The sequence below is a fragment of the Streptomyces sp. NBC_00523 genome (assembly GCF_036346615.1).
Classification (GTDB): domain Bacteria; phylum Actinomycetota; class Actinomycetes; order Streptomycetales; family Streptomycetaceae; genus Streptomyces.
This window is the reverse complement of sequence record NZ_CP107836.1, coordinates 1,486,844-1,505,674: the sequence shown is the minus strand read 5'-3', so window position 1 is coordinate 1,505,674 and position 18,831 is coordinate 1,486,844. Positions and strand designations below refer to the sequence as shown.

General features: G+C 73.5%; 18 protein-coding genes. 13 read left to right on the top strand and 5 right to left on the bottom strand.

The features are described 5' to 3' along the window. Window positions 1-50 precede the first annotated feature (50 nt). Both OHS17_RS06750 and OHS17_RS06745 read left to right on the top strand, forming a co-directional pair. Complete coding sequence (locus tag OHS17_RS06750; RefSeq protein WP_330311433.1) at window positions 51-944, top strand: esterase/lipase family protein; 894 nt, start codon at window positions 51-53, stop codon at window positions 942-944. Between the two features lie 86 nt (window positions 945-1,030). Then, window positions 1,031-2,122 (top strand): methyltransferase domain-containing protein, encoded by a 1,092-nt coding sequence (locus tag OHS17_RS06745; protein WP_330311432.1) that lies wholly within the window; start codon window positions 1,031-1,033, stop codon window positions 2,120-2,122. Window positions 2,123-2,139: 17 nt separating this feature from the next. On the opposite strand, the gene OHS17_RS06740 is transcribed toward OHS17_RS06745, so the two are convergent. After that, window positions 2,140-2,637, bottom strand: a complete 498-nt coding sequence (locus tag OHS17_RS06740) for a DUF402 domain-containing protein (RefSeq protein WP_330311431.1) — start codon at window positions 2,635-2,637, stop codon at window positions 2,140-2,142. Continuing rightward, window positions 2,618-3,538: a GNAT family N-acetyltransferase gene (locus tag OHS17_RS06735; RefSeq protein ID WP_330311430.1), complete on the bottom strand. Its 921-nt coding sequence runs from the start codon at window positions 3,536-3,538 to the stop codon at window positions 2,618-2,620. The genes OHS17_RS06740 and OHS17_RS06735 overlap by 20 nt, the downstream gene beginning before the upstream one ends. A 69-nt stretch (window positions 3,539-3,607) precedes the next feature. Between OHS17_RS06735 and OHS17_RS06730 the strand changes: the two genes are divergently transcribed. The 4 genes from OHS17_RS06730 to OHS17_RS06715 all read left to right on the top strand — a co-directional run bounded on the left by OHS17_RS06730 (window position 3,608) and on the right by OHS17_RS06715 (window position 6,180). Further along, entirely contained in the window at window positions 3,608-3,982 is a 375-nt protein-coding gene (locus tag OHS17_RS06730) for a GntR family transcriptional regulator (RefSeq protein ID WP_330311429.1), read from the top strand. A gap of 144 nt (window positions 3,983-4,126) precedes the next feature. Further along, entirely contained in the window at window positions 4,127-4,909 is a 783-nt protein-coding gene (locus tag OHS17_RS06725; protein ID WP_330315172.1) for an SGNH/GDSL hydrolase family protein, read from the top strand. Window positions 4,910-5,093: 184 nt separating this feature from the next. Then, complete coding sequence (locus OHS17_RS06720; RefSeq protein ID WP_026171590.1) at window positions 5,094-5,357, top strand: hypothetical protein; 264 nt, start codon at window positions 5,094-5,096, stop codon at window positions 5,355-5,357. Window positions 5,358-5,523: 166 nt separating this feature from the next. Further along, entirely contained in the window at window positions 5,524-6,180 is a 657-nt protein-coding gene (locus OHS17_RS06715) for a TetR/AcrR family transcriptional regulator (protein WP_330311428.1), read from the top strand. On the opposite strand, the gene OHS17_RS06710 is transcribed toward OHS17_RS06715, so the two are convergent. The 3 genes from OHS17_RS06710 to hmgA all read right to left on the bottom strand — a co-directional run bounded on the left by OHS17_RS06710 (window position 6,141) and on the right by hmgA (window position 9,655). Next, window positions 6,141-7,430, bottom strand: coding sequence for a type ISP restriction/modification enzyme (locus tag OHS17_RS06710; protein WP_443066121.1), 1,290 nt, complete (start codon window positions 7,428-7,430; stop codon window positions 6,141-6,143). The genes OHS17_RS06715 and OHS17_RS06710 overlap by 40 nt on opposite strands. A gap of 66 nt (window positions 7,431-7,496) precedes the next feature. Then, a complete protein-coding gene (locus OHS17_RS06705; protein ID WP_330311426.1) occupies window positions 7,497-8,297 on the bottom strand; it encodes a GntR family transcriptional regulator in 801 nt (266 codons plus the stop codon). 29 nt (window positions 8,298-8,326) lie between these two features. Then, window positions 8,327-9,655: a homogentisate 1,2-dioxygenase gene (gene hmgA, locus OHS17_RS06700; RefSeq protein ID WP_330311425.1), complete on the bottom strand. Its 1,329-nt coding sequence runs from the start codon at window positions 9,653-9,655 to the stop codon at window positions 8,327-8,329. A 119-nt stretch (window positions 9,656-9,774) separates the two neighbouring features. Here hmgA and OHS17_RS06695 point away from each other — a divergent pair, with 119 nt between their 5' ends. The 7 genes from OHS17_RS06695 (at window position 9,775) to OHS17_RS06665 (ending at window position 18,822) form a co-directional block, all read left to right on the top strand. Next, window positions 9,775-11,928: a right-handed parallel beta-helix repeat-containing protein gene (locus tag OHS17_RS06695; protein ID WP_330311424.1), complete on the top strand. Its 2,154-nt coding sequence runs from the start codon at window positions 9,775-9,777 to the stop codon at window positions 11,926-11,928. Beyond that, window positions 11,925-12,737 (top strand): hypothetical protein, encoded by an 813-nt coding sequence (locus OHS17_RS06690; RefSeq protein ID WP_330311423.1) that lies wholly within the window; start codon window positions 11,925-11,927, stop codon window positions 12,735-12,737. The genes OHS17_RS06695 and OHS17_RS06690 overlap by 4 nt, the downstream gene beginning before the upstream one ends. Beyond that, window positions 12,734-14,044: a hypothetical protein gene (locus tag OHS17_RS06685; RefSeq protein ID WP_330311422.1), complete on the top strand. Its 1,311-nt coding sequence runs from the start codon at window positions 12,734-12,736 to the stop codon at window positions 14,042-14,044. The genes OHS17_RS06690 and OHS17_RS06685 overlap by 4 nt, the downstream gene beginning before the upstream one ends. 40 nt (window positions 14,045-14,084) lie before the next feature. Next, window positions 14,085-14,702: a TetR/AcrR family transcriptional regulator gene (locus tag OHS17_RS06680; RefSeq protein ID WP_330311421.1), complete on the top strand. Its 618-nt coding sequence runs from the start codon at window positions 14,085-14,087 to the stop codon at window positions 14,700-14,702. A gap of 138 nt (window positions 14,703-14,840) precedes the next feature. Then, entirely contained in the window at window positions 14,841-16,199 is a 1,359-nt protein-coding gene (locus OHS17_RS06675) for an ABC transporter ATP-binding protein (protein ID WP_330311420.1), read from the top strand. A 105-nt stretch (window positions 16,200-16,304) separates the two neighbouring features. Further along, window positions 16,305-17,699 (top strand): aldehyde dehydrogenase family protein, encoded by a 1,395-nt coding sequence (locus OHS17_RS06670; protein WP_330311419.1) that lies wholly within the window; start codon window positions 16,305-16,307, stop codon window positions 17,697-17,699. Window positions 17,700-17,742: 43 nt separating this feature from the next. Beyond that, window positions 17,743-18,822: a Zn-dependent alcohol dehydrogenase gene (locus tag OHS17_RS06665; RefSeq protein WP_330311418.1), complete on the top strand. Its 1,080-nt coding sequence runs from the start codon at window positions 17,743-17,745 to the stop codon at window positions 18,820-18,822. Window positions 18,823-18,831 lie beyond the last annotated feature (9 nt).

Here is an 18,831-nt window from a genome sequence, read left to right as displayed (position 1 = left end):
GCAGGGTGCACAGACATCGCAACTCCCTTGAGCCGCAAGGAGACCCCACGATGCTGCCCTGGACCCGTGCGCCGCGCTCCCCACGCGCCCGCCGGACACTCGCCGCCCTGCTCCTCGCCGTCGCGGCGGTCGCCACCCCCACGGCGACCGCGGCGGCCGCCCCCGCCGCCGCGACGGCCACCACCTCGCGCGGCTGGAACGACTACTTCTGCAAGCCCTCCGCCGCCCACCCCCGCCCCGTCGTCCTGGTCCACGGGACCTTCGGGAACTCCGTCGACAACTGGCTCGTCCTCGCCCCCTACCTGGTCAACCGGGGCTACTGCGTCTACTCGCTGGACTACGGGCAACTGCCCGGGGTGCCGGTCTTCAACGGCCTCGGCCCGATCGACAAGTCGGCAGGCCAGCTCGCCGCGTTCGTGGACAAGGTGCTCGCCTCCACCGGCGCCGCCAAGGCGGACATCGTGGGCCACTCGCAGGGCGGCATGATGCCGAACTACTACCTGAAGTTCCTCGGCGGGGCGGCCAAGGTGAACGCCATGATCGGGCTCGCGCCCGACAACCACGGCACCACGCTGCTCGGCCTGACCAAGCTCCTGCCGTACTTTCCTGGCGTCGGCGACCTGCTCAACGCCGGTACGCCCGGACTCGCCGACCAGGTGGCCGGATCGCCCTTCATCAAGAAGCTCAACTCCCTGCCGGACACCGTGCCCGGGGTCCACTACACCGTCATCGCGACCCGCTACGACGAGGTCGTGACCCCGTACCGGACCCAGTTCCTGGACGGGCCGGACGTGCGCAACGTCCTGCTCCAGGACCTGTGCCCGGTCGACCTCTCCGAGCACGTGGCCATCGGGACCATCGACCGGGTCGCCTACCACGAGGTGGCGAACGCCCTGGACCCGTCGCACGCCGGCCCGACCAACTGCGCCTCCGCCATCGGCTAGACACCGTTCCCGTGACGCCCTGCCCCGGCGAGGTCCCACCTCGCCGGGGCAGGGGCATTGTCAGTGGCGGCTGGCACGATCGGATCATGACGACGACCGACTGGGATTCCCTCGCCGACACCTTCGACCAGGAGGCCGACCACGGGCTGCTCGACCCGGTGGTCCGCGCCGCCTGGGCGCGGCGGATGGAGAGCTGGCTGCCCGCCGGACCGTCCGACGTGCTCGACCTCGGCTGCGGTACGGGGAGCCTGGCGCTGCTCGCGGCCGGGCAGGGCCACCGGCTCACCGGCGTGGACCGTTCGCCGCGCATGGTGGAGCGGGCCCGCGCCAAGCTGGCCGGCACGGACGCCGAGGTGCTGGTGGGGGACGCGGCCCGGCCGCCCGTGGGCGACCGCGGGTTCGACGTGATCCTCGCCCGGCACGTGGTGTGGACGCTGCCCGACCCGGCGGCCGCCCTGCGCCACTGGGCGGGGCTGCTGCGCCCCGGCGGCAGGCTGGTCCTGGTGGAGGGCGTGTGGAACGGAACGGGAATCCCCGCCGAACGCCTCACCGCGCTGCTCGCCCCGCTCACCGAGCGCGTCCACCACGAACGGCTCTCCGGCGACCGCGACCTGTGGGGCAAGGACGTGGACGACGAGCGGTACGCGCTGGTCGCCCCCGTGCGCGGGACGCGCCGCCACACCGAGGTGGTCGACGTGCACCTGATCCTCCGCCGCGGCTCCGAGGTCCTGCTCGCCCGCCGGTCCGGCACGGGATACGCGGACGGCCTGCTGCACGCCCCGTCCGGCCATGTGGAGGACGGCGAGGACGTGCGCGCCGCGATGATCCGGGAGGCGGCCGAGGAGATCGGCCTCGATCTGGACCCGGCGGAGCCGCGCGTGGCGCTGGTCATGCAGCACCGGGGACCGGGCGGCAGCCCCCGCACGGGCTGGTTCTTCGAGGCGGCGTACGACCCCGCGCGGCCCCCGTACAACCGCGAGCCCGACAAGTGCTCCGAGCTGGCCTGGTATCCGCTCGACGCCCTCCCCGACGACATGGTCGCCTACTGCCGCGCGGGCCTCGAAGGCTACCGGGCGGGGGAGCGCTTCCTGATCCACTGGCACGAGGACGGCGACCCGATCGCATACGAACCGGAGGGCGAGCGACGGGCGGTGGTGCTGCCGGTGAGCGAGGGGTGAGCGCGGGCTCCGGGCGCTCAGGGCAGCAGCGGGGCCAGACCTTCCTGCGAGCGGGCGAGCCGTTCCAGCTCGTCCAGCGCCGCCGACGCGGCCTTCGCCGCCTCCGGGTCGCGTCCGGCCAGACCGCTCGCGGAGAACTCGTCCTCGTCCAGGCGCAGGACCTCCGAGCGGTCGGCCGACACCCACAGGTCGAGGTCCAGGTCCTCCACGACCAGCTCGCCGTCCCGGAGCACGGCCGGGCGGGTCACATCGCAGTACCAGCCCTTGAGTTCGCCCGCGCCGGTGCGGACCTCCTTCACCGCGAACCAGGCGTCCCGCCAGTAGTGCTCGGTGAAGACGTCGCCCGGTTCGAAGCGGACGAAGCCGAAGTCCCGGACCCCGGGGGCGGCCCAGGGGGCCCGGACGGTCACCCGGGTGCCGTCGTCGGCGACCAGGGCCGCCGGATACCTGATCTTGGTCTTCCCGGCCTTGACCAGGACGACGGTCAGACCGGCGTCAGCCGAGCCTGCGGGCATGGCGTACCTCCGTGGCGCAGATGGCGTAGCCGAACCAGCGGTTGATCGCCAGCATCGGTCCGTTCCCGGCGTCGTTGCCGGTGTAGGCGTCGGTGTACCCGGCGGCGCGCGCCCGGTGCAGCGAGTCGTTCTTCGCGAGCTTGGCGAGGCCGCGGCCCCGGTGCGCCCGCCGGGTGCCCGTCATCGCCGAGCCGTAGCGGCTCACCCCGTCGGTCCGGGCGGCGCTGAAGGCGGCCACCTCGCCGTCGGCCAGGACGACCGAGGTGAGGTGGTGGTCGAGACCGGGGTCGTTCCAGGTCCCGGCGAGCCAGTCCTCGTAGGAGTCCAGCCGGGCCGGCGTGTCGCTGGGCTCGTCCGCCGTGGCCTCGGCGTCCGCCTCGAAGAGCGGGCGGGGGTCACCGGCGAAGTCGGCGCCCGTCCGCAGCTCGACCCCGGCGGGCAGCTCCTGACAGGGCGGCAGCGAGCCGTTCGCCAGGTCCAGATGGAGGAAGTGGGCCGGCCGGCTCGGCGCGTAGCCGTGCTTCGCGGCGAACGCCCGGTTGCCGGGCGTGTCCAGGACCCAGGTGTGGACCGAGCCCGCCCCGGCCGACGCCAGATACTCCTCGGCGGTCCGCAGCAGCAGCGTGCCCGCGCCCCGGCCGGTCCGCTCCGGGTGGGTGTACGGATTGCAGAACCCCTGCCCCGGCTCCGGGCTCTCATGGGCCAGGCCCACCTGCGCCGTCCCGATGATCTCGCCGTCCTCCTCGGCGACCAGCATCCGGTAACGCCGCGCCGCCGGGGCCCCGGTGAGCTCGGCCGCGGCCTGCTCCGGCGTGGTGATCATGTACGGGAGGGCGGCGCGCCGCACCCGCACCCACCCCTCGGCGTCGTCGGGCCGGAAGTCGCGTACGAGGACAGTCATGCGCCGGACGCTAGCCGCGCCCCGGACCCGTCCGCCTCCCATTTTCCGCCGGTGGGGGACAATCGGCCCGTGACCCTGAAGATCGCCGTGGACCCGGACTCCGGCACCGCCCCGTACGAGCAACTGCGCACCCAGATCTCCGAACAGGCCCGCTCCGGCGTGCTGCCGGTCGGCTACCGGCTCCCGACGGTACGCGGCTTCGCCGAGGAGCTGGGCCTCGCCGCCAACACGGTCGCCAAGGCGTACCGGGCGCTGGAGGCGGACGGCGTCATCGAGACCCGCGGCCGCAACGGCACGTTCGTCGCCGCCGCCGGGGACACCGCCGACCGCAACGCCGCCGCCGCGGCCCGTACGTACGCGGAACAGGCCCGCCGCCTCGGCCTCTCCCACGCCCGCGCCCTGGAGCTCGCCGAGGACGCGGTGCGCGCGGTCTTCTCCGACTGACAGGCCGTCACGGTGCCTTCGGTAAAAGCTCACCCGTTTGACTTGGCATGAACACTTCCGGAATGGCCGTCCGCGCTGCTACCACTGAGTAGGCAGAGATCCTGCCGGTCGCTCAAGGGAGATTCCGTGAAACTGTCCAGACTTGTGGCATTCTCGTCCTCGCTCCTGCTCGGCGCCGTCATCGCCCTGACCGGGGCGGCCACCGCGAACGCCGCACCGTCCGTCGACTACGTCGCCCTCGGGGACTCGTACTCCTCGGGTGTCGGCTCCGGGAGCTACATCAGCTCCAGCGGCGACTGCAAGCGCAGCACCCTCGCGTACCCCTCCCTCTGGGCCTCCGCCCACTCGCCCGCCTCCTTCTCCTTCACGGCCTGCTCCGGGGCGCGTACGGGCGATGTGCTCGCCAGTCAGCTCGGGCCGCTGAACTCCTCGACCGACCTCGTCTCGATCTCCATCGGCGGCAACGACGCGGGCTTCTCCGACGTCATGACGACCTGTGTCCTCCAGTCGGAGTCCACCTGCCTCAACCGCATCGCCACCGCCCGCAGCTACGTGGACACCACGCTGCCCGGCAAGCTGAACTCGGTGTACGACGCGATCAAGGCCAAGGCCCCCTCCGCCCATGTCGTCGTCCTCGGCTACCCGCGCTTCTACAAGATCGGCGGCAGCTGCGTCGTCGGGCTGAGCGACAAGGTGCGCACCGCCATCAACGGCGCCGCCGACTACCTCAACGCGGCCACCGCCAAGCGCGCCGCCGACCACGGCTTCAGCTTCGGCGACGTCACCAGCGCCTTCACCGGGCACGAGATCTGCTCCGGAAGCGCCTGGCTGCACAGCCTCAACTGGCTGAACATCGGCGAGTCGTACCACCCCTTCGCCGCCGGGCAGTCCGGCGGCTACCTGCCGGTCCTGAACGCGCTCGACTAGGGTGATGGCGCGCCCCGCGAGGGGCGCGCCCGTCAACTCGCCCCGGAACCGGGCGGATTCGCCGACGCCTCGTCAACCTCCGTATGTGTGTGCGCAATCCCGCTCCCGGGATACACGAGTGTCGGTGGCAGGCGATAGGGTTAACCTGCCCGGGCCGAGTGCCCTCGTACGGGTGGGGAGTGACATGGAACAGATAACGGTGCGCAGCAGGGCGCGTGTGCCTGCCATTACATGCGGGAGCAGCGCGACGAGCTCGCGCCTCGACCGCCATCTCGCGGTGCTGGGCGGTCCCGTCGTGCCGCAGCGCGAGGCGGCGGAGGCGACGCTGCTGATGCGCGAGCTCACCTCGCGCGACGCCGGACACACCCGGCGCAGCAGAAGCGCACGGGTGTCGCTCTTCGCGCCACTGCGCCGGCTGCGGCGCTCGCTCTTCGGCAGCCGCCACTGACCCGACCGCGGTCCCGATCCACGCAGCGCGCTGCTGCCCGCTCTTCCGTCATCCCCGGAGCCGGCAGTGGCGCGTCGCCATGTCCGCACCCGGTCACACACGGTGTCCGGCAGGCCCGCATGGGTGCCGAGGTAATTCGGTGCCGAACTACTTCTACACTGTGCCCATGCCCGAGAAGCGAGCCGCGCGTCTGCACCCCGACGAGCGGAGGGCGCAATTGGTGACGATTGGCGTGGACATGCTCGCCGATTGTTCCCTGGACGAGCTCTCCACCGATGCCGTGGCCCGGCGGGCCGGTATATCGCGCGGCCTGCTCTTCCACTATTTCGACTCCAAGCGCGACTTCTACCGCTCCGTGGTGCGCCGGGAATGCGACGCGTTCGCCGCCGCCACCGCGCCGGACGCCTCGCTGGACCCGGTCGCCTGGATGCGCGCGTTCATCGCCGGTTTCGTCGCCTACGTGACCGGGCGCCGCAAGGTCTACCGCGCCCTCGTCCGGGGCGCCGCCGGCAGCCACCCCGCCGCCGGGGACATCGTGGAGGCCACCCGCGCCACCCTCGCCCACCGGGTCGTGGAGGGGCAGCGCCGGCTCGGGATGGCGCCGTCGCCCCGGCTGACCCTGGCCGCCCGCTCCTGGCTCGCCTTCGCCGAGGAGGCGGCCACCGGCTGGCCGCTGGACGAGCCGGACGCCCTGGACGAGCTCCGCGCCTTCCTGGAGACGGGCTTCGTCCGCCTCCTGGGCGACCTCGGCCGCCCGGCCGCCCTGGGCGTGCGGGGCACCGCTCACAGCAGCGCGAACTGCCCGTCCGGCCCCTCCTCCTGATGGTCCAGGACCGAGGCGGGCCGCCGTGCCGCCTCCCCGACCGGCAGCACCCCCGCCTCCCGCAGCTCGTCCTCCCCGCTCCCCGGGCCCGCCGCCAGCGCCCCGGCCAGCGCCTCCTGACGGGGCCGCAGCTCGGCGAGGAGCGCGAGGAGCGTGACCAGCTCCAGCAGCTCCGAGGTCCACTCCTGCGGCCAGGCGCGCGGCCGGACCGCGTCGAGCCCCGCCGCCCCCGCCCCCGGCACCCCGCACACCGCCGCCCGGCGCTCGAACCACAGATCGAGGACGCGCACCCCGCTCACCCGGAAGTCCCAGGCACCGGCGGGCACCGGCGAGACGCGGCCGGTGCCCAGCACGAGCACCCGCTCCTCGGCCTCGTACGCCAGGGACACCGGGACCGGCGGGACGGCCGCCCGCACATAGGGGCGCTGCCCGCCCGGCAGCCGGGGGCGCTCCGCCCCGCGCGCCCCGCGCAGCTGGAGCCGCAGCAGCTCACGGCCCAGCCCGACCCCCTCCGCCCAGCGCGCGGCGTCCGCCGGGAGCGGGACCACGCAGCCGGCCGGTGAGGGGCGGGCCGCCGCCAGGATCCAGGCGAGCACCGACTCGGCGGTGACCGTGTCCCCGTACCGGGCGCGCAGTACGGGGAGCAGGCCGGGGGCGAGGTTGGGTTCGAGGCCGCCGGGGCGGCGGTACAGCGGGCGGACCCGGCCGGGGCGGCCGGCGGGGGAGTGGCCGTCGGGCAGCAGCGTCGTCACCGACACGGCGGGGCCCGGATCGTGGGGCACACGGCCGTGCTCGACCAGGAAGAGCTGGTGGTCGTCGGCTACCCGCCACAGCTCGGGCCTGGCCACGTCGATCAGGCGGTGGTCGGGCAGCAGCCACTGTTCGTCGTACGGCCCGTGCAGGATCCGCACCGGCTCCGGACAGGGGCCCGACTCGCGGGCGAAGCGGCCGGTGGCGCCGGACCGGCCGGGCAGGGCGGCCACGGCGCTCTGCTGCGTACGGGCGCGGGTCGGGGCGAACAGCCGCTCGCGCTCCTCGCCCGACGCCCGCACGAGGCGGTCCCAGCGGGCCCGCAGGGACGCGGCGTCCGGGGCCGTCACCCAGGCGCGCCCGGTGCGCAGCGGGCGGACCGACCAGGGCATGAGGTCGTCCAGGAGGGGGCCGCGCGGGCCCTCGCCGGACCCGGCCGCTGCCGGTGCTGCCACCGTGTCGTCCTCCCCGCCTGCCGCGCCCGCCGCCTTCCCCGGCATCGTAACGGCGGCGACGGGGGCGGCGTCAGGGCGTCTTCCGGCGCGGGATCAGCGCGCTTCCACCCGTCAGTGCGCTTCCACCGTCACCGAGAACGAGAACCGGTCGCCCCGGTAGTGGATCCGGGCCACGTCGACCACCCGGCCGGCCTCGTCGTACGTGATGCCCGTGTAGTACAGGATCGGGCTCAGCAGCGGGACGCCCAGCAGTTCCGCGGTGGCCGGGTCGGCGAGGCGGGCCTCGACCGTGTCGGTGATCCGGGAGATCGGGACGCCGACCCGGTCGCGCAGCACCTTGGTCATCGGCCACCGGTCCAGATCCGCCGGGTCGAGGCCCGCCGCGACCTCCGGGTGCACCCAGTTCTGCGCCCAGTTGGTCGGCTCGCCGGTCGTCCCGTCGCACCGCAGCCGGCGGTAGCCGACGACCTCCGCGCAGCCCGGGAAGTGCTCGGCCACGTCGCCCGGGACCGGGACCGGGCCGTGGCCGAGCAGGGTGGAGCGCTCGCCCGACTGCTGGGCCACGATCGCGTCGATCGAGCCGAGCAGCCGGACCGGGGAGCCCCGGCGGGCGTGCGGCTCGATGAACGTGCCGCGCCGCCGGTGCCGGCTGATCAGGCCCTCCGCCTCCAGCTCCTTGAGCGCCTGGCGCATGGTGAGGACGCTGACCCCGTAGTGCGCCGCGAGCTGCTCCTCGGTGGGGAGCCGCAGCGTGGCGTCAGGGGTGCGGCCCAGTATGGACGCCCGCAGCGACTGCGAGACCTGGTACCACAGCGGCAGCTTGCGGTTCAGGACCAGCGAGTCGGGCGCGAAGGCGGTGCCCCGGGGCGCGGGGCTGTTCGCGGCGGGCTGCGGCACCTGATCCTCCTGCATGCGTTGTCGCCGGGCCCCGGGAGGGCGCGTTACGGCCTGAAGTTGCGGCTCAGACCCTGCCATACGTCGTCGTAGCCCTGCTGAAGGTGGTCCGCCGTCGTGGCCTGCGCGGTCGCGGTGACCGGCCAGCGGGTCTCGAACATGAAGGCGAGGCCGTCGTCGATCTTCTGCGGCTTCAGCTCCGCCGCGCTCGCCCTGTCGAAGGTCTCCCGGTCCGGGCCGTGCGCGGACATCATGTTGTGCAGCGAGCCGCCGCCGGGCACGAAGCCGCCCTTTCCGGCCGTCTTCGCGTCGTACGCGCCCTCGATCAGGCCCATGTACTCGCTCATCACGTTGCGGTGGAAGTACGGCGGACGGAAGGTGTCCTCGCCGACCAGCCAGCGCGGCGCGAACACCACGAAGTCCACGCCCGCCAGGCCCGGCGTGTCCGAGGGCGAGGTCAGCACCGTGAAGATCGACGGGTCCGGGTGGTCGTAGCTGATCGAGCCGATGACGTTGAACCGGTGCAGGTCGTAGACGTACGGGCTGTGGTTGCCGTGCCAGGCGACGACGTCGAGCGGGGAGTGGTCGTAGGTCGCCGTCCAGAGGTTGCCGCAGTACTTGTTGATCACCTCGACCGGGCGCTCCACGTCCTCGTACGCGGCGACCGGGGCGAGGAAGTCCCGTGCGTTGGCCAGGCCGTTGGCGCCGATCGGGCCCAGGTCCGGGAGCGTGAACGGGCGGCCGTAGTTCTCGCAGACGTAACCCCGGGCGGTCTCGTCCAGCAGTTCGACCCGGAAGCGGACGCCGCGCGGGATCAGGGCGACATGGCCGGGCTCGGCGCGCAGCAGGCCCAGTTCGGTGCGCAGCAGCAGCCCGCCGTGCTGGGGGACGATCAGCAGCTCGCCGTCGCTGTCGCTGAACACCCGGTCCGTCATCGCCGCGTTGGCGCTGTACAGGTGCACGGCCATGCCGGTGCGCTGCGCCGCGTCGCCGTTGCCGCCGAGGGTCCACAGGCCCGCCACGAAGTCCGTCCCGGGCGCGGGCTCGGGGAGCGGGTCCCAGCGCAGCCGGTTCGGGTCCGGCACGGTCTCGGTGAACGGGGCGGTGCGCAGCGCGCCGTTGTCCGCGCGGACGAACGGGGGATGGGCCGCCGAGGGGCGGATGCGGTACAGCCAGCTGCGGTGGTTGTGGGCGCGGGGCTCGGTGAACGCGGACCCGCTCAGCTGCTCCGCGTACAGCCCCAGCGGGGCGCGCTGCGGCGAGTTGCGCCCGTGCGGGAGCGCTCCCGGCACCGCCTCCGAGCTGTGCTGATTCCCGAAACCGGTGGAGTACGCAAGCCCCTCCGCCGTCTTCCTCGCCTGCTCGATGCCGCCCATGTGCGCTCCCGTCCGAAGGAATCCTATGCACAACCGTAGGAATGGAAGCGTGGCGCGTCAACGGCATTCGTCGTGCAGAAGGGGTTCAAAAAGCTGAACAATGCTCTACTCTCCCGCACATGTCGTGGACACGAAGACTTTTGGCGGTTCTGGCGGTGCTCGCCGCCGCACTGCTCGCGGCCCCCGCCGCCCAGGCGCACGAGGAACGGCCGGTCACCCTGCCCGACGGCACCGGCAGCGTCCCCGTGTACCGCACCGGCGAGCCCGACCTCCTGGTCTGCAAGACCGACCGGGCCGACTTCGAGCGCCGTATCTCCGGCTTCCCCGAAGCCCTGAAGGCGCGCAACCTCACGCTCTTCGAGCGGTGCCGCACCTCCGGCTACCGCCACCTCCAGCAGGCGGTCGACGCCGTCGACGGGCCCGGGAAGACCATCGCGATCCTGCCCGGCCTGTACGAGGAGGAGCCCTCGCTCCCCGCGCCGAAGGGGGAGTGCGCGCGCCTCAAGGCCCCCGACTCCAAGCTGGGCTACCAGATCCTCAGCTACGAGCAGCAGGCCCAGTGCCCGCACAACCAGAACCTGGTGGCGATCCTCGGCAAGAAGGACCTCCAGATCGAGGGCACCGGCGCGGCCCGCACGGACGTCGTCATCGACGCCAAGTACCGCAAGCTGAACGCGATCCGCTCGGACAAGTCCGACGGGATCTACTTCAGGAACTTCACCGCCCAGCGCACCACCTTCAACTCGCTCTACGTCCTCGCCCAGGACGGCTTCGTCATCGACGACGTACTCACCCGCTGGAACGACGAGTACGGCTTCCTGACCTTCTCCAGCGACCACGGCCTGTACAAGAACTGCGAGTCCTACGGCAACGGTGACTCCGGCATCTACCCCGGCAGCGCCTCCGACATCAACGACGGCTACGGCTACGACGTCCCGCGCTACTCGATCGAGATCACCGGCTGCCGCAGCCACCACAGCATGGTCGGCTACTCCGGCACCGCGGGCGACTCCGTCTACGTGCACGACAACGAGTTCGACCACAACATGGGCGGCGCCTCGATGGACAGCGCCTTCCCCGGCCACCCCGGACTCCCCCAGAACCACGCCCGCTTCGAACGCAACCTGATCCACGACAACAACGCCGACTACTACCGCCACGTCGCCGACGGCACCTGCGCCAAGCCGCCGGCCGAGCGGGGTTACGAGGACGGCGTCGTCTGCCCGCAGATCTCCATGCCCCCGGGCACCGGCATCATCACCGCGGGCGGCAACTGGAACCGCTACGAGGACAACTGGATCTACGGCCAGAACCGCGCCGCGTTCTTCCTGAGCGCCGTCCCCGCCTTCATCCGCGGCGAGAACGCCCTCGGCAAGCAGACCGACACCTCGCACCACAACCGGTACGCGGACAACCACCTCGGCAAGGACAAGAACGGCAGGTCCCGCCCCAACGCCACCGACGTCTGGTGGGACGGCCAGGGCGACGGCAACTGCTGGCAGTCGGACACCGGCGCCTCGACCCCGCGCTCCCTGCCCAGCTGCGGCGCGAAGCGGGGCGACGTCTCCGGCTCCACCGACCGGCTCCTCGGCGAACCGGTCAAGCTCGCCCAACTGCTGGTCTGCGCCGACTACGACGTACGCGCCCGGCGGCTCCCGGCCGGCTGCGACTGGTACGGGGCACGCGGCATCGCCCGCATCGAGGTCCAGGCCGCCCTGGGCATCGCCGCGGTCCTCGTGCTCGTCGGCGGGGTGCTCTGGTGGCGGCGGCTCCGGACCAGTCGGCTCGCCACGGTCGCGTCCGCCCTCGGCGTCATCGGCCTCGGCCTCGACGTGGCCGGGTCCACCATGGGTCTCGCCGCCACCTACGTCCCCGCCCTCGCGCTGCTGCTCACCGGGCTCTGGTGGACCGGCATCGGGCTGGCGCTGCGCCCGGCGCGCCCGGTGTTCGGCTGGGTGACCGTGGTCCTGGGCGCGCTGACGCTGCTCGACGCGCTGGACAAGGGCGTGTTCATGATCCCGTGGATCCCGCTCAGCCCGGCCTGGGTACGGGGGCTGCTCGGCCTGGTCTGGGTCGTCTGGGCCGTCGTGGCCGCCGCCCGGCACGGGGAGCGGGGGCGCGCGGAGCGCGCCGAAGGCGGGGACGGGGGCGGGGACGCCGAGGGCGCCGACGCGCCGGAGCCCGTGTCCGCCGCCCCCTCCGCGTCCGCCTCCTCCGCGCCCGCCCCCGCTGCGAAGCCCGACGCCCCCGCTTCGGAAGGCGACCCCGCATGACCCGCGCCCGCGCCGCCGCCCGCCCCGCCCTCGCCCTGCTCACCGCCGTCGTCCTCGTCCTCGGCGCGGGCGCCTGCGGGGGCAGGGCCACCACCCACCACAAGCCCGGCACCAGCCACGCCGAGGACACCGGCAGCAACGGGCGCCTCCTGAAGGCCGACGACGGCGACGGCCACCGGCTCCGCCAGGTCGACGCCGACGGCGCCCCCGAGGTGGACCTCGCCGTCCGGCCCGACTCGGAGGACGGCTGGAACGTCCACCTCACCGTGCGCCACTTCCGCTTCACCCCGGACAGCGTGGGCGGCGGCGCGCTCGCCGGACGCGGTCACGCCCGGCTCTTCCTGGACGGCCACCCGCTCGCCCGGGTCTACGGCGCCTGGTTCCACCTCCCCGCATCGCTGCTCCGCTCGGCCGGGGGCGGCACCCACCTCACCGCGGGGCTCTACGCCGACGACCACACCGCCTGGGCCGTCGGCTCCACCCCGGTCCGGGCCGCCGCCACGCTGGGCGACGCCTCCGCGAGCCCCGCCTCCCCGAGCCCCGACGACACCACCACCGTCGACATCGCGATCAAGGACGGCAAGGTGAGCCCCGCGCCCGGCCGCACCGAGACCAAGAAGGGCCGCACCGTGCGCCTGCGGGTCCGCAGCGACCGGGACGACGTCCTGCACGTCCACGGCTACGACAAGGAGGCGAAGCTCCCCGCCGGACGGACCGTCACGATCACCTTCACCGCCGACAGGACCGGGCTCTTCGAGGTCGAGACCCATGAGTCGGACCTCCTGCTGACCCAGCTCGTCGTCCGGTGACGGGCACCTCCGCTCCCGGTGCCGTGCGCGTCCTCGCCCACGGCATCGGGGCCCAGCACGACCTGCCCCTCTCGCCGTTCTACGCGTTCGCCGGGGCCTTCGCCGCGCTCTTCGTCTCGTTCCTCGCGCTCGGCCTGCTCTGGTCGGACTCGCGGTTCAGGGGCGACGCGGCGGGCCGCCCGCTCCCGGCCGCCGTCCAGCGCCTGGCCGACGCCCGCGCCACCCGGCTCACCGCCCGCGCGCTCGGCCTGGCCGCCGCGCTCGCCGTCGTGCTGTGGCTGCTCCTCGGCCCCGCCGACCCGGACCGCAACCCGGCACCCGGCGCGGTCTACGTCCTCCTGTGGGTCGGGCTCGTCCCCGCCTCGCTGCTCCTCGGGCCCGTCTGGCGGGCGCTCAACCCCCTGCGCACCCTGCACCTCCTCGCCTGCCGGGCGCTCCGCCGCGACCCGGACACCGGCCGCGCCCTCCCCGTAAGCCTCGGCATGTGGCCCGCCGCGGCCGGGCTCCTCGCCTTCACCTGGCTGGAACTCGTCGCCCCCGACCCCGCCTCGCCCACCGCCCTGCTGGTGTTCCTCGGCGTCTACGCGGCCGTCCACCTCACCGGTGCGGCGGTCTACGGCGCCCCCTGGTTCGACCACGCCGACGCCTTCGAGGTCTACTCCGCCCTCCTCGGCAGGCTCTCCCCGTTCGGCCGCCGCCCCGCCGACGGCCGCCTCGTCGTCCGCTCCCCGTTCAACGGGCTCGACGGCACGCCCCGGCTCCCCGGACTCGTCGCCACCGTCTGCGTGATGCTCGGCTCCACCGCGTACGACGGCTTCTCCGACGCGCCGCGCTGGATCACCACCGTGCAGACCTCGGAGCTGGGCCGTACCACCACCGCCACCCTGGGGCTGCTCGGCGCCGTCGCCCTCGTCGCCACCCTGTACGGGCTCTGCGCCGGGGCCACCCGGCTCGTCTGCGGAACCCTGCCCCACCCGCTCACCGCATTCGCCCACTCACTGGTGCCGATCGCCCTCGGCTACCTCGTCGCGCACTACTTCACGCTCTTCGCCACCGAGGGCCCGCACACCGTGCGCCTGGCGTTCGGCGCCGACCGGCCCCCCGTGCCCGAACCGCCCCTCGGGCCGGGCGGTGTAGCGACCCTCCAGGTCTTCGCCATCGTCACCGGCCACGTCCTCGGGGTCATCGCCGCCCACGACAGGTCCGTGCGGCTCATGCCACCCCGGCGCGCCGTCATCGGCCAACTCCCGCTGCTCGTCCTGATGATCGCGTACACCGTGGGCGGGCTCGCCCTGCTCATCGCCTGAGCCCAGGCTCCCGCCACCGCCGCAGGAGGTGCACGGCATCATGGAAAGCGTGCCCGACACGAACAACCTCCGCCGCGCCCCGGTCCAGCAGCGCAGCGCCGAACGCCTCGCCCGGATCCTCGACGCCTGCGCCGGACTCCTGGACGAGATCGGCTACGAGCAGCTGTCCACCCGGGCCGTGGCCCAGCGGGCCGGGGTGCCCATCGGCTCCGTCTACCGCTTCTTCTCCAACAAGCGGGCCCTGGCCGACGCGCTGGCCCACCGCAACCTGGACAGCTACGCCGAGCGCATCACCGCCCGGCTGACCGCCATCGAGACCGCCGACTGGCGCGGCGCGATCGACGCCGTGCTGGACGAGTACCTGGCGATGAAGCGCACCGTCCCCGGCTTCGCCCTGGTCGACTTCGGCGCCCCCGCGCCCGACGAGGACCCGGCCGACGACGCCAACCAGCGCGTCGCGTCCCGGCTCACCGGACTCCTCGCCGGACAGCTCGGCCGGGAGGCCGACGCGGACCTGCTGCGCGCCATCCTGGTCTGCGTGGAGGCAGCCGACGCCCTGCTCAAACTCGCCTTCCGCAGCGACCCGTCGGGCGACGAAGCGCTCGTCGCCGAGACCCGCGAACTCATCCACGCCTACCTGGCCCGGAGGCTCGACTGAGCCCCGTGCGGCTGTGAATGCGGCCGGGGCATACCCAACTTTGCGCGAGTCATTCCCTCACCGGGCGCGGTGGGCTAATTTCGGGCCACTGCTGCCGCTCCCCACCGCTCCATCACGAACCCTCCCGGGCGGAACCACATGACTCGCGCCATCACCCTGCACAACGTCAGCAAGGCATACGGACGGTCCCCGCGCGCCGTCGACCGTCTCTCCCTCTCCATCGACCCGGGCGAGTTCGTCGTCCTGCTGGGCCCCTCCGGCTGCGGCAAGTCGACCGTGCTCCGCATGATCGCCGGCCTGGAGGACACCAGCGAGGGCGAGATCCTCCTCGACGGCGAACCGGCCAACCACCTCACCCCGCGCGAGCGCGGAATGGCCATGGTCTTCCAGAACTTCGCGCTGTACCCGACCATGACCAACCGGGCCAACATCGGCTTCCCGCTGAAGCTGGAGAACCCGCGCGCCGACCACAACGAGCGCATCGAGAACACGGCCAGGATGCTCGGGATCGAGCGCGTCCTGGACCGGCTGCCCGGCCAGCTCTCCGGCGGCGAGCGCCAGCGGGTCGCCATGGGGCGGGCCATCTCGCGCCAGCCCTCCGCCTTCCTCATGGACGAGCCGCTGTCCAACCTGGACGCCAAGCTCCGCAACCACCTGCGCGCCGAGATCGCCCAGCTCACCAAGGAACTCGGCGTCACCACCGTCTACGTGACCCACGACCAGGCCGAGGCCATGTCCCTGGGCCACCGGGTCGCCGTCATGCGCGGCGGGGTCCTCCAGCAGGTCAGCCCGCCGCGCGAGGTGTACGCCCTGCCGGAGAACGTGTTCGTCGCCGCCTTCATCGGGACGCCCCGGATCAACCTCCTCCAGGCCGTGGTGCACGCGCCCCTGGAGGGCCGGATGTCCATCGACCTGGGCCGCCAGCGCCTCCCGCTGCCCGAACCGCTCAGCCCCGACCACCAGCTCCTGCGCATCCAGCAGGGCCGACCGATCATCGTCGGCCTGCGCTCGGAGGCCGTCCGGATCGCCCCGCCCAGCCACGCCCGCCCGGGCGAGGTCGCGCTCAGCGGCATCGTGGAGCACGTCGAATACCAGGGCCACGAGGCGCTGGTCCACCTCAACACCGGCTCCCGGCCCGCCGTGGTCCCCGAGCTGGAATCGGCCCGCACCGACCGGGGACCCGTGCGCAGGCGGCGCGGCGGCCAGGGCGGTACGGGGATGCTGGACCGGATCAGGGAGCGCGCCGGCTCCTACATCGGCGGGAACGTCGCCGTCCTGGACGCGCCGGAGGCCGACGACCTGCCGCCGGGCATGCACAGCCCGGACCGCCCCGCCGTCACCGCCAGCGACCTGGTGGTGCGGACCGGCCCCGACATGATGCTGCGCACCGGCGGCCAGGTGCCCCTCCTGGTCGACCTCGCGCACCTGTACGTCTTCGACCACCAGGGCCGCCGCATCTGCCCGCTGCCGAAGGACGTGCCGGGCCTGGACATGTAGACGGGGGAGCCCGGCCGTGACGGGGGTCTCTGGCGCCTGAAAACTAACAGCGCTAGTTTGGGCTCCGGACGATCCCGTCCGTCACCGTGCCCGGGAGGAACAGCGATGAAGGCCCACGACGGTATGTACATCGGCGGCGCCTGGCGGCCCGCCACGGGAACGGACACGATCGCGGTCGTGAACCCGGCGGACGAGCAGGTCATCGGCCACGTCCCGGCCGGTACCGCCGAGGACGTGGACGCCGCGGTACGCGCCGCCCGCGCCGCCTTCCCCGGCTGGGCCGCCACCCCGCCCACCGAGCGCGCCGCCCGCATCGCCGCGCTCCGCGACGTGCTGGGCGTCCGCGCGGCGGAGATCGCCGAAACGGTCACCGCCGAGCTGGGCGCCCCGCCCGCGCTCGCCGTCTCCGTGCACGCGGGCCTCCCGGTCCTGGTCGCCGGGACCTACGCCGAGCTCGCCGCCGCGTACTCCTTCGAGGAGCGGCACGGCAACTCCACGGTGTACCTGGAGCCCGTCGGCGTCGTCGGCGCGATCACCCCCTGGAACTACCCGCTGCACCAGATCGTCGCCAAGGTCGCCCCCGCGCTGGCCGCCGGCTGCACGGTCGTCCTCAAGCCCGCCGAGGACACCCCGCTCACCGCCCAGCTCTTCGCCGAGGCGGTCGCCGAGGCCGGGCTGCCCGCGGGCGTGTTCAACCTGGTCACCGGCCTCGGCCCGGTCGCCGGACAGGCCCTCGCCGCGCACGAGGACGTCGACCTGGTCTCCTTCACCGGGTCCACCGCGGTCGGCCGGCAGATCGGCGCCACGGCCGGCGCCGCCGTCAAGCGCGTCGCGCTGGAACTGGGCGGCAAGTCCGCCAACGTGATCCTGCCCGGCGCGGACCTCGCCAAGGCGGTCAACGTGGGCGTCGCCAACGTGATGTCCAACTCCGGGCAGACGTGCAGCGCCTGGACCCGGATGCTGGTGGACGCCGAGCGGTACGAGGAGGCCGTGGCGCTCGCGGCGGCCGCCGTCGCCAAGTACGTGCCCGGGGACCGCGTCGGCCCGCTCGTCAACGCCAAGCAGCAGGCCCGGGTGCGCGGTTACATCGAGAAGGGTGTCGAGGAGGGCGCCCGCCTCGTCGCCGGCGGCCCCGAGGCCCCGCTGCCCACCGGCTACTACGTCAGCCCCACGGTCTTCGCCGACGTCACCCCGGAGATGACGATCGCCCAGGAGGAGATCTTCGGCCCGGTCGTCTCGATCCTGAAGTACGAGGACGAGGACGACGCGCTCCGCATCGCCAACGGCACGGTCTACGGGCTCGCGGGCGCGGTCTGGGCCGCCGACGACGAGACGGCCGTGGCCTTCGCCCGCCGGATGGACACCGGTCAGGTCGACATCAACGGCGGCCGCTTCAACCCGCTCGCGCCCTTCGGCGGCTACAAGCAGTCCGGCGTCGGCCGCGAACTCGGCGCGCACGGTCTCGCCGAATACCTCCAGACCAAGTCCCTCCAGTTCTGAGCCCTGTACCACCCACCCTCAGCGATCAGCAAGGAGCCAGTCCGTGGTCCGCGCCGCCGTACTGCCCGCCGTCGGAGCTCCGCTGGAGATCACCGACATCGTCCTGCCGGACCCCGGCCCCGGCCGGGTACGCGTCCGCCTCGCGGCCGCCGGGGTCTGCCACTCCGACCTCTCGCTGTCCAACGGCACCATGCGGGTGCCCGTACCCGCCGTCCTCGGCCACGAGGGCGCCGGCACCGTCGTCGCGGTCGGCGAGGGCGTCACGCATGTCGCCCCGGGCGACGGCGTCGTCCTCAACTGGGCGCCCTCCTGCGGCAGCTGCCACCACTGCGGCATCGGGGAGGTGTGGCTCTGCGCGAACGCCCTCGCCGGCGCGGCCGACCTGCACGCCCGCACCGCCGACGGCACCGACCTGCACCCCGGGCTCAACGTCGCCGCCTTCGCCGAGGAGACCGTCGTCGCCGGGAACTGCGTGCTGCCCGCCCCGGACGGCATCCCGCTCACCGACGCGGCCCTCCTGGGCTGCGCCGTGCTCACCGGCTACGGCGCGGTCCACCACAGCGCGCGGGTCCGCGCGGGGGAGTCCGTCGTGGTGTTCGGCATCGGCGGCGTCGGGCTCGCCGTGCTCCAGTCCGCCCGGATCGCGGGCGCCTCGCAGGTCATCGCGGTCGACGTCTCCCCGGAGAAGGAGGAGCTGGCCCGCCGGGCGGGCGCCACGGACTTCGTCATCGCCTCGGAGACCACGCCCCGGGACATCCGGAAGCTCACCGGGGGCCAGGGCGCGGACGTGGCCGTGGAGTGCGTGGGCCGGGCGGCCACCATCCGGAGCGCCTGGGAGTCCACCCGCAGGGGCGGCCGCACCACGGTCGTCGGCATCGGCGGCAAGGACCAGCAGGTCACCTTCAACGCCCTGGAGATCTTCCACTGGGGCCGCACCCTGACCGGCTGCGTCTACGGCGACAGCGACCCGGCCCGCGACCTGCCGGTGCTGGCGGACCACATCCGGGCGGGCCGCTTCGACCTCTCCATGATGGTCACCGAACGCATCGGCCTGGACGGCATCCCGGCCGCCTTCGACAACATGATCGCGGGCAAGGGCGGCCGGGCGCTGGTGGTCTTCTAGGGCCAGGCG